Source organism: Candidatus Chordibacter forsetii, assembly GCF_964187505.1.
In the GTDB taxonomy this organism is placed as follows: domain Bacteria; phylum Verrucomicrobiota; class Verrucomicrobiia; order Opitutales; family Seribacteraceae; genus Chordibacter; species Chordibacter forsetii.
This window is the reverse complement of the sequence record NZ_CAXLML010000187.1, coordinates 1-10,987: the sequence shown is the minus strand read 5'-3', so window position 1 is coordinate 10,987 and position 10,987 is coordinate 1. Positions and strand designations below refer to the sequence as shown.

Sequence of the window (10,987 nt, the reverse complement as noted above, 5' to 3'; positions counted from 1 at the left end):
TATCATTTATTCCCCAAGGAAAACGACGAATAATTTAATCATTTTTACACCTTTTAATTTTTATATTTTATGAGCGACGCAAGCGCCCACGCCCTCGAGCATCACGAACCTGTAACCAGTACGGGTATTCCAAACAAAAAAGTGCTCATGTGGGCATTTCTCGGTTCCGATTGTATGTTTTTCGGCACTTTGATTTCCACCCATCTCATTTATCGCAAAATTTCTGCCACGGTCGGTGGTAACTTTTTGGACATCAGGGATGTCTTCGATATCGAACTTACTTCCTTCAGTACCTTCATCCTGCTCGCAAGTTCCTTATTCATGGCACTTGGAGTATCGGCGATACACAAAGGGAATTTGAAAAGTATGCGTTGGATGCTTTTTGGTACCATTATTTTTGGAGCTATTTTTCTCGCCTGCCAAGTATACGAATTCACCCACTTTATCCATGCCCCAGGCAACGAACTCACCCTATCGACCTACCGAGGAGAACCTCATGTTTTTGGATCTACCTTTTATGTATTAACCGGTACACATGGCACCCACGTTGCCATAGGTGTATTCTGGCTTATCGGCTGGTTGGCCTATTCCTTCACTGGAAAAATGAGTGTGGCTCATGCCATCGATATTGAAATATGCGGATTATATTGGCACTTCGTTGATATTGTATGGATTATTATTTTCCCGGTCATATATCTAATGGAATACGCCCTTTAGTCCCTTCTTTATTACCGCACTTCACACCCCTTTCATTTACTTAAATTTTTTATCATGAGCGGACATTCCGAAGACCCTGTTGCCGAAGAAAGCAAGCGCTTCTTTACCTTCTTCAACCTCTCGATGATTCTTGTCGCCATTACTGGCATAGAAGTCGTCATCATTTACGTGCAGACTTTTGAGAGTACGTCCATAATCGGGGTTCTTTTTGCCACTTCGATTGTTAAGTTTTTTGGCGTTATTTGGTGGTTCATGCACCTGAGATGGGACAAATCACTAAACACCATTCTTTTTTTAATGGGTCTTGTTATCGCCCTAGGTACTTACTTTGCCGTTATCTATATGTCGGATGTTCATCCTATCGTCGAAAAGTTTGAAGTCTCCAAACTTGAAGAGTCATGGAAGTCAGATACAGCCTACAAGAAAGGTGATTTTGTCTTTCAGGAAAATACTTACTTTCAGTCCAAGAATGACCATCAATCTACCAAACAATTCGAAGATAAGAATTGGAAAAAAGTAAACACCGTCCCCCATTTAATTTCATACCGAATAACTGGCGGAGCTGATATGATCGAGATCAATTCAAAGAATCCAGGCAATCCATTCTTTTTGCTTTCACATCCCGACGGTTCCGAAGAAATAGATGAGTCAACTATTGCTCTCTTAACTGAGAACGCGACTTCTGATGACTTTAGGTTGAAAGTACGTTCCGAGCATTTTTGGACTGAAGCCCAATAATTACTTTTCCATTTTCTTCCCCGCTAGTTGCTTGATGCGGGATTGTCAGTAGTTTGTTTTCTTGTCTATGGAAAACTCACCCATCACCTTACTTCATTGGCATACTGAACCCGCTCTAATTGGTGGTATTCTTTTTGTAGGTTGGGCTTATGCTTTATTTAATGGACCATTTCGGATCAGAGCTTGTCCTCTGCTCCCTCATTCCACCAAACACTCTCTTTGGTTTGCAACGGGTCTGATTACTTTTTATCTCGCTGTTGGATCGCCACTCGACCCGCTAGGTGAAAATTTTCTTTTTTCTGCCCACATGATCCAGCACAACATTTTAATGTACATCTGTCCGTTATTTATATTGCTGGGACTACCTCAACCCCTAGTTGATGAATTTCTTCGACACCGGCCGGCATTACAATCCACCCTCCGCTTTCTTGCCCACCCGATTATTGCCGGCCTTCTGTTTACTCTAGTATTTTCATTTTGGCATGTGGGTGCCTTTTATGAGGCCGCTATTCGCGACAAAACCCTGCACATGGCCGAACACCTCTCCATGTTTTTTGTGTCCCTGCTTATGTGGTGGCCTATTTGTGCTCCATCCAAGCGGGTTCCGAGCATGGCATTTGGTCCGCAAATGCTCTACATTCTAGCCCTGATGCTCGGACAAACTCCAATCTTTGCCATTCTTACATTTTCTAAGGATGTACTCTATGATACCTATTTTTATGCCGAACGGGTCATGGAACTTACTCCCTTAGAAGATCAAAAAGCTGGGGGTGTCTTGATGAAGGTCGCAAATATGGCAGTTTCTGTAGGTGTACTTGCTTCAATCTTTTACCGATGGACAAAGAACCAACCGGAAAACGGTCAGGTCTCTTAAATCTTTCTATAGACGGGAGACCAACAGCTCCCGCTCAAAGAGCATTTCCTTAGGGAGATATTCAGATATTTGCAGGAACAACTCTTCATGCCTCAAGGTTTGCATGCGCAAACTTTCGGGATCAATACTCATCAGTTCGTTCCACTTTTCTTCATCAAACTCCATACCGGACCAATCCAAATCCTTTTTACGGGGTGCCCAACCAAGAGGACCTTCAACTGCCCTGGCTTTTCCAGAAGTACGCTCCACCATCCATCGTAAAACCCTCATGTTTTCGCGAAAGCCAGGCCAAAGAAAATTCCCTTCCTCATCTTTGCGGAACCAATTGACATGAAAGATACGCGGTTTATTTTCCAACTTTTTTCCCATCCTTATCCAGTGACGGAAATAATCTCCCATATTATATCCGCAAAAAGGAAGCATGGCCATAGGATCCCGGCGTAAATTACCGAGTTTGCCTTCAGCAGCTGCAGTGGTTTCGGAAGCTAGAGTGGCACCTAGGTAGACACCATGATTCCAATTGAACGATTGGTAGACCAACGGAATATCAGACATCCTCCGACCTCCGAAAACAAAAGCGGCAATAGGCACACCCGTTGGACTTTCCCAGTCCTTATCAATAGTCGGACATTGGGAGGCAGGAGCGGTAAACCTGGCATTTGGATGAGCGGCTGGAGTTTCCGAACTGGGACTCCATGGATTCCCACGCCAATCAATGATACCTTCGGGAGCGACCTTAGTTAATCCTTCCCACCACACATCACCATCTGCCGTTAAAGCAACATTAGTAAAAATAGTATTCTCCTTCATCGATTCCATGGCATTGGGATTGGTTTCCCATGAAGTACCTGGAGCGACTCCAAAAAATCCGGCTTCCGGATTGATTGCCCGTAGGCCACCCTCTTCGTCGGGCTTAAGCCAGGCAATATCATCTCCTACCGTGGTCACCTTCCAGCCTTCCATACTGTCGGGTGGTACGAGCATAGCCATATTCGTTTTTCCACAGGCACTTGGAAATGCACCGGCAACATAGGTCTTTTCACCATCCGGGCTTTCCACGCCTAAGATTAACATGTGTTCAGCCATCCATTGGTTGTCACGGGCCATACAAGATGCAATACGTAGGGCCAGACACTTTTTACCAAGCAAGGCATTCCCTCCATAACCACTTCCGTAAGAAACAATTGTCCGTTGTTCTGGAAAATGAACGATGTAGGTATTATCGGGATCACAAGGCCAAGGAACATCTTCCATCCCTTCCCCAAGTGGCATCCCAACTGAATGTAAGCAGGGAATAAAAAAATCTTTCTCTCCCATGGCATCCAATACGGACTGACCCATCCTAGTCATGATACGCATATTGAGGACCGCATAGGGAGAGTCGGTAACCTGTACTCCATACTGGGAAATAGGAGAACCCAAAGGACCCATGCAGAAGGGAACGAGGTACATCACTCGGCCTTCCATACATCCTTTAAATAAACGTTTAAGTTTTGCACGCATTTTGCGGGGTTCCTCCCAGTTGTTTGTAGGACCCGCATCTTCCTTGCCGTAACTGCATATAAAAGTCCTGCTTTCCACCCGGGCAACATCTCGGGGATCGGATCGGACGAGATAACTATTTGGGCGCTTTTTTTCGTCCAATCGAATCATCGATCCGTTCTGCTCCATCAAGCCGCACAATTCATTCCATTCTGCATCTGATCCGTCACACCAACGAACGCTTGCTGGTTGGCACATATCCACCATTTTATCCAACCATTTCAGCAAAGCGATGTTGCTGGTTCTCGACCGATCATAAAGTTCTTTATTATTTCCCATCTTTTCATTCGCTAGGGTTCCTCTCTGGGATAGTCAAACCCCGATCGATCGAAACCTAGTAAATTTTACTTTTTTTATGAATTGGGAATAAATCAAGTTTGCCTTGAATCCCTTGAGCTTTACCCTCTTGTTCCAATCTCATGAGTTGGCAAGCCAAGACAAGAAACGCTGTTCTCGCTTTAGAGGATGGCAGCATATTTCGCGGATTCGCCTTTGGGGCGAAAACTACTGTTTCCGGGGAAGCGGTATTTAACACCGGGATGACCGGATATCAGGAAACCCTGACTGACCCATCTTATTTCGGACAAATCGTCACCATGACCACTCCGCAAATTGGAAATTATGGAATTAACCTCGAAGACGAAGAGTCAGACGGGCCCAAAGTGGCCGGCTTTGTGGTGCGCGATTTAAGCCCCGTGGTCAGCAACTGGAGGGCAACGGGCAATCTGTCAGATTATTTATCCAAGTATGGCATTCCTGGTATCGAAGGAATTGACACCCGTAAAGTGACCAAAAGTTTACGGGTTCATGGAGCCCTAAAAGCATGTTTGAGCACCGAAGGAATATCTGATGAAGAAGCTCTTCAAAAAGCAAAAAATTGGGAAGGCCTGGTGGGTCGTGACTTCGTTAAGGAAGTAACCTGCAAGGAGTCGTTCATTTGGGATGCTTCAGGCGAACTCAGCCAACCCTTTTCTGTACCAGGTACTGCTCTATCCGCCGGCCCATCTAGCGATGGTCAGGTTCATCGACTGGTTGCCTTTGATTACGGTGCCAAACGAGCCATTTATAAGAACTTGAGAAACAGTGGCTTTGAAGTCACGGTCCTCCCTGCCGATGCAACTGCTGAGGATGCCCGGTCCCATAACCCAGACGCCATCTTTCTATCAAACGGCCCAGGAGATCCCTCCGCCCTTGATTATGCCCACTCTGCCATTCGCGAATTAATAGATGAATACCCAATTTTTGGAATCTGTTTGGGGCATCAGGTTCTAACCCATGCCATTGGGGCAAGCACCTATAAGTTGAAGTTTGGTCATCGTGGAGGTAACCAACCCGTAAAAAATGTTGAGACCGAAAAAGTGTCCATCACTTCTCAAAACCATGGCTTTGCCTCGAGCAAAGAAGATTTGGAATCTCATGGTGCTGTGGTCACAGAATACAATTTAAATGATGACACTGTGTCAGGCATGCGTATCAAAGGAAAACCGGTCTTTTCCGTACAGTACCACCCAGAAGCTGCACCCGGCCCCAACGATGCTCAGTTTCTTTTTTCCTCGTTTCATCGGTTGGTAAGCGAGCATAAAAAATCAACTGCACCTGCTTGATTCATGAGTAGATGCGGATTGCTTTACGATCCCGTCTTCCTTGATCATCATACTGGGCCTGGGCATCCAGAATGCCCAGACCGGGTAGCCTTCGCCTACCAGGCCATCGAAAAAGCAGGGCTCGTTGATAAATCAGTTTTTCTCAAGCCTCAAACCTGCCAGGCAGAAGCTCTAGAACGCGTACATTCCAAGAGTTATCTTTCTCAAGCGGAAAAAGATATTAAGCAGGGAGCTTCCCAACTAAGTACAGGTGATACTTCCATCAGCAAAGATTCCTGGGAGGTTGCCCAACAGGCAACCGGAGGAATCGTAGGAGCACTGGATCAAATTATGTCCGGTTCAATCGACCGTGCTTTCTGCCTGACCCGTCCACCGGGTCACCATGCCAGCCCTACTCGGGGAATGGGATTTTGTATCTTTAATCATGCTGCTGTCGCCGCCCGCCATGCCCAGTCCGTTCATGGAGTAGGCAAGGTATTGATTGTCGATTGGGATGTGCACCACGGCAATGGCACTCAGGACATTTTTTACGAGGATGAATCGGTTTACTTTTTTAGCACTCATCAAGCCCCCTGGTATCCGGGTACCGGCAGTCGGGAAGAAACAGGATCTGGAAATGGACTGGGGTTTACCCGAAACCATCCCCTTCCTTCTGGTTCAGGCAACGGGGAAATAGTGGAGAATGCATTTGCCGATGATTTGGTTCACCGAATGAACCGGTACCGCCCGGAATTGGTAATCATCTCTGCGGGGTTTGACTCCAAGATCGGCGATCCGCTAGGTCAATTCCAACTTACAGACAATGATTTTTCCGAACTCACCCAGGTGATCCGCTCAATCGCAAAGGAATATGCTGAAAGCCGGGTGCTATCCATCCTTGAGGGTGGGTATCATTTGGACGGCCTCAGCAAAGCCTGCGTTGCCCACCTTGGGGCATTAATCTAGGTACTACTGCTTCAAGGTACCAATCGGGCGCATCCCTGCCGTCACCCCGGCATCCAGTTCCATCATACGAGCAAATAGTTCTTTGGTTTTCTGTGGTTCCTTTTTTGCTAAATTATTTTGCTCTCCAATATCCGCCTCCAAATCATAAAGCTCCAAGCCTTTGTTTGCTTTACGAAGTTTATACTTACCCTGCCGAAGAGCCTGGACATGTTTGGTGTAATAGAGAAATTCCTTCCGAACGGAGGCCCCCTTGCCGAGCAGCAATGCCGACTGGTCCAACCCATCAATGGGCCCATGTGTCTTGGCCTTTACTCCACCCAATGCGGAGAGAGTGGGCAACAGATCAATCGTTGAAATCAGTTCATCGGATTGGGTGCCCGCCTGAATCCGCCCGGGTCCCCAAACCACACAGGGCACCCGCATCCCACCCTCATAGGTGGTTCCCTTTCCTTCCCTTAGTGGAAGAGCTTGCCCGGCATGATGGTCAAATCGTAACCACGGCCCATTATCTGAGGTGTATACAACAAGGGTATCGTTCTGGAGGTTCAACTGATGCAAGGTATCATAGATCCGGCCCACCTGCTCATCGATATGCTCAATCACATCCTTGTAAGGGTACTTTGAATCCACATTGTGGGTAGCCCGGGGCAGATAAAGGGGCACATGTGGCATACTATGAGCCAGGTAAAGGAAGAATGGTTTCTTTGCCTCCTTTGACTTTTGGATAAAAGAAATGGCTTCGTCGGTGTAGCGACGGGTAATGGTATGCTGATCCACAGGATGTTCGATGATTCCCTCATCCCGAATAAGGGGGGTCTGCCAAAGATCATTGCTGTTAGGATCCTTCCAGTATTTATCCCAAAGCCCGTAGCGCGGACGCTTGGCCCCCACTGGATGGCTCATGTCATTGGAGTATGGAATCCCAAAGTAAGAATCAAACCCCTGGCGGGTGGGCAAAAATTCCGGCTGGTGCCCCAGGTGCCATTTACCCACACAGGCAGTGGCATACCCCTCTTCTTGAAAAAGATCGGCGATCGTGGTTTCCTTTGGGTTAAGGCCCACATTATCGCGGGGAAATAAGACAGTTTTTCCAGCCAAGACCCGCTTGGGATAACACCCCGTGAGTAAGGCTGCCCGTGAAGCCGAGCACACCGGATTGGCCGAATAAAAACTGGTCAAACGCAAACCCTCCTTCGCCATCCGATCAATCCTGGGCGTGCGGATATCGGGTGATCCGAAACAGCCAAGATCCTGGTATCCCTGATCATCCGTAAATACAATAATAACATTCAACTTCTCCGCTGGCTTTCCAATTAGATACGACGAAAGAGAAAGAAATAGTAAAGCGGACAGGAATGAACCTATCTCAAATGATAATCGGTTGTATCTCATAGATTTTATAGTGAAAAAAAGTTAACTCATTTCGAGTTAAATCGACCTGCCCTGTTCTATTATTTCAGGTAACCACCTAGGTCTTAGATGGACAAATAGGAAAGCTTTCATAAATGTGAAAGTGAATCATCTTATCAAAAAATCATGAAATTTGTATTGTTTATTCTTCCTCTTTTACTCACCAGTTTCCTATTGGGTGCAGCCAAGCAGCATGCCCATCCAAATGTTATTTTTGTACTGGCCGATGATTTGGGCATTGGGGATATCTCCCCTACTAATCCCGAGTGTAAAATTAAAACTCCGCACTTACAAAAAATGGCAGATGAAGGAATAACCTTTCACGATGCCCACACCTCCAGTTCGGTCTGTACACCCACCCGATACGGTGTGCTCACCGGTAGGTATAACTGGCGATCCCGGCTTGCCCGGGGAGTACTTAGTGGCAACAGTGATCATTTAATCCCTGCAAACCGGGAAACGGTTGGTCATCTTCTGAAGCGTGCCGGGTATCACACTCAAATGATTGGAAAATGGCACCTCGGTTGGGACTGGGATCGTTCGGGAAAAGGGTGGAATAAAATCAATTATGAAAAACCGGTGAAAAACGGGCCCGATATTAATGGCTTTATTAATTACTACGGACATTGTGGATCATTGGACATGCCACCCTATGTATGGGTCGATACCGGGAAGGTAACGGCTTTGCCCGATCGGGTAGAAGGAGTTGACAGAAAGGAAGATCCATATGGTTGGTACCGGGAAGGCCCGATCGGGCCCGATTTTAAAATTGATGAGGTACTTCCCCATTTATTCGAAAAAAGTGTGGCCTATGTAAAAAAACGGGCCAAAAAGAAAAAACCTTTCTTCCTCTATCTTCCCTTGCCAGCCCCGCATACTCCAATCGTTCCCGTGCCTCCTTACAAAGATGCGAGTAAAATGAATCCTTATGCTGATTTCATGATGCAAGTCGATGGACACATGGGGGAACTATTCGCTGCAATCAAAGAAGCCGGAGTCGATGAAAATACCCTGGTTTTCTTTACCAGCGATAATGGATGCTCCAATCAGGCCAACTTCGAAAAATTGGCCGAGTTTGGTCACGATCCAAGTGCCGGTTTCCGTGGGCATAAAGCAGATATTTACGAGGGTGGTCACCGGGTACCCTTGATTGTCCGCTGGCCAAAGGCTATCGATGCAGGGCAAAACACAAATGCCTTGGTATGCCTGACCGATCTTTACTCTACTCTTCAGGAAATTACCTCTCAGGAAAAAAAACCGGATGGCGGTGAAGACTCCTTCAGTTTACTTCCTGCCTTTGCCGGGAAAACTTCCACCGAGCGAACCACCCTAATCAGTCATTCCATCGATGGATCCTTTGCCATTCGTCAGGGACACTGGAAACTCTGCCTCTCTGCCGGAAGTGCCGGATGGAGTACTCCCCGGGAAGCAGATGCCAAAAAGCAAGGCCTCCCCCCCATGCAGCTTTACAACCTCAAGGCAGACAAGGCAGAACAGAATAACCTCTTTGATCAGAAAAAAGGCAAAGTGAAAGAACTGCTCGACCTGCTGGAAAAAGAAGTTTCATCGGGCCGTTGCACCCCCGGGGAATCCGTCCCCAATGACCGAAAGGTTTCCTTTCTGCCAAACGGATACAAACCTTCCTGAAAAAAATTTAAGAAAAATTGGATTTCTGAAAAAAACAGAAGTAAGGTATGATTACTAAAGTTATTCAGTACAAGTTCTGCTCCTTCTTCAAATACGCTAAAGCTACTACCCGAAAAGGAAGGTCGACAGGCTCAAGGCGGATTTCTTTTTTAAGCACCGAATTATCGGTGCTTTTTTTTGGCTTAGCCCAAGCCTGGCACTGACCAACCATCCCGGTATTTTCTTTGAACCAAAGAAGTTGCCTTTGGGTGGTCAATAAATTTCATTTCCTCGGCTTCCCATATCAATTTTTCTCCAGGAAAATGTGAAGCGATCCCACCAAGCAAAACTGTTTCCGTCAATGGCCCGGCATAATCAAAATTAGCTGATGGTAACGGTTTCACGCCTTTTACCGCATCGATAAAATCGTGCCAATGATTGGTGCCTCGTTCTGGTTTAATGATAAACTCTTTAAACTTCTTCTGAGGATACAGGCTGGGCATACCAAGATGAGGAAGAAGCATCACACCTTCTGTACCGATGATCACAGAACCTTGCTTAGGCAATGACTTCCCCTCCAGAAGGGATGCCACTCGGGCGGGTGGACGGGCAGATCCATCGTACCAGGTAACAGGTAGGGTACTACCTTTTGAAAAAGAAGTCTTGGGGAAAAGGTATTCAATTACTGCATCCACACCCCAATTATGTTCGTTGGGAGAAGGGCCTGTAGATCTAAGCGATATTGGATAGGTTAATCCCAACGCCTTAAAGGTTGGGTCATAAATATGACAGCCCATATCTCCAAAGGTACCCCCTCCATAATCCAAACGCTTGCGCCATTTCCCTGGGTGGTAATAACCCTTCAGGTATTCGTTGTATGGGGCTGGCCCCACCCATTGATCCCAGTCCAGTCCCTCGGGTACGGGATCATTTCGGTTTGGCTTGGGGTCAGGATCACCCCATGACTTACTGCTGAAAGAATGAGCTTCGACCAATTTGCCGATTGCTCCGTCATGCACCAAACGGACGGCGGTACGATATTCTTTCATCGAGTGACACTGAATGCCCATTTGGGTAATTAATTTTTTCTTGCGGGCATATTCGGTCAGGGCTCGGGACTCCGCCACCCCGTGGGTGAGTGGCTTTTGGCCATAAACATGGATTCCACGCTGCATCGATTTCATCGCCATGGACGCATGCATATGATCGGGGGTGGATACATTCACTGTGTCCAGTTCGTCCCCTTCTTTCTCTAACATCTCCCGCCAGTCCGCATATACCCTCGCCTCCTTAAACTGGTTGCCTGCCTTTTCCCTTCGTTGCGAATCAATTTCTGCGATCGCCATAACATCTACATGTTTATGTTTGGCAATATTTCGCAAATCGGTCATAGCCATCCCGCCACCACCAAAACTCGCATGGCTTATCCTTGAGTTGGGAGAAGATTGAGCCCAGGAAGTACGGGCAACAAAAGGAAAGGCAAGGGAACTTCCTGCAAGTTGAAGAAAACTACGTCGGTTAGTCATAAGGC

9 protein-coding genes are annotated in these 10,987 nt (G+C 46.8%); 6 read left to right on the top strand and 3 right to left on the bottom strand.

The window, feature by feature from the left end; genetic code table 11:
• The first annotated feature begins 69 nt into the window (after positions 1–69).
• The 3 genes from ACKPQ4_RS08255 (at position 70) to ACKPQ4_RS08245 (ending at position 2,329) form a co-directional block, all read left to right on the top strand.
• A complete protein-coding gene (locus ACKPQ4_RS08255; protein ID WP_407680714.1) occupies positions 70–717 on the top strand; it encodes a cytochrome c oxidase subunit 3 in 648 nt (215 codons plus the stop codon).
• Positions 718–771: 54 nt separating this feature from the next.
• Entirely contained in the window at positions 772–1,455 is a 684-nt protein-coding gene (locus ACKPQ4_RS08250; protein ID WP_407680713.1) for a cytochrome C oxidase subunit IV family protein, read from the top strand.
• A 67-nt stretch (positions 1,456–1,522) separates the two neighbouring features.
• Complete coding sequence (locus tag ACKPQ4_RS08245; protein ID WP_407680712.1) at positions 1,523–2,329, top strand: cytochrome c oxidase assembly protein; 807 nt, start codon at positions 1,523–1,525, stop codon at positions 2,327–2,329.
• Between the two features lie 6 nt (positions 2,330–2,335).
• Here ACKPQ4_RS08245 and ACKPQ4_RS08240 read toward each other — a convergent pair whose 3' ends face one another.
• The gene (locus ACKPQ4_RS08240) at positions 2,336–4,150 is read right to left on the bottom strand and encodes a phosphoenolpyruvate carboxykinase (GTP) (RefSeq protein ID WP_407680711.1); all 1,815 of its coding nucleotides are present in this window, start codon (positions 4,148–4,150) and stop codon (positions 2,336–2,338) included.
• A 140-nt stretch (positions 4,151–4,290) separates the two neighbouring features.
• Here ACKPQ4_RS08240 and carA point away from each other — a divergent pair, with 140 nt between their 5' ends.
• Both carA and ACKPQ4_RS08230 read left to right on the top strand, forming a co-directional pair.
• Positions 4,291–5,475 carry a glutamine-hydrolyzing carbamoyl-phosphate synthase small subunit gene (carA, locus tag ACKPQ4_RS08235; RefSeq protein WP_407680710.1) on the top strand — a complete coding sequence of 395 codons (1,185 nt, stop codon included), beginning with the start codon at positions 4,291–4,293 and terminating at the stop codon, positions 5,473–5,475.
• A gap of 3 nt (positions 5,476–5,478) precedes the next feature.
• Entirely contained in the window at positions 5,479–6,420 is a 942-nt protein-coding gene (locus tag ACKPQ4_RS08230) for a histone deacetylase family protein (protein ID WP_407680709.1), read from the top strand.
• 3 nt (positions 6,421–6,423) lie between these two features.
• On the opposite strand, the gene ACKPQ4_RS08225 is transcribed toward ACKPQ4_RS08230, so the two are convergent.
• Positions 6,424–7,812: a sulfatase family protein gene (locus ACKPQ4_RS08225; protein WP_407680708.1), complete on the bottom strand. Its 1,389-nt coding sequence runs from the start codon at positions 7,810–7,812 to the stop codon at positions 6,424–6,426.
• A 144-nt stretch (positions 7,813–7,956) separates the two neighbouring features.
• Between ACKPQ4_RS08225 and ACKPQ4_RS08220 the strand changes: the two genes are divergently transcribed.
• Positions 7,957–9,477 (top strand): sulfatase family protein, encoded by a 1,521-nt coding sequence (locus tag ACKPQ4_RS08220; RefSeq protein ID WP_407680707.1) that lies wholly within the window; start codon positions 7,957–7,959, stop codon positions 9,475–9,477.
• A gap of 182 nt (positions 9,478–9,659) precedes the next feature.
• Here the strand turns inward: ACKPQ4_RS08220 and ACKPQ4_RS08215 are convergent.
• Positions 9,660–10,987, bottom strand: a 1,328-nt coding sequence (locus ACKPQ4_RS08215) for a Gfo/Idh/MocA family protein (RefSeq protein ID WP_407680706.1), incomplete at its 5' end; no start/stop codon positions are given.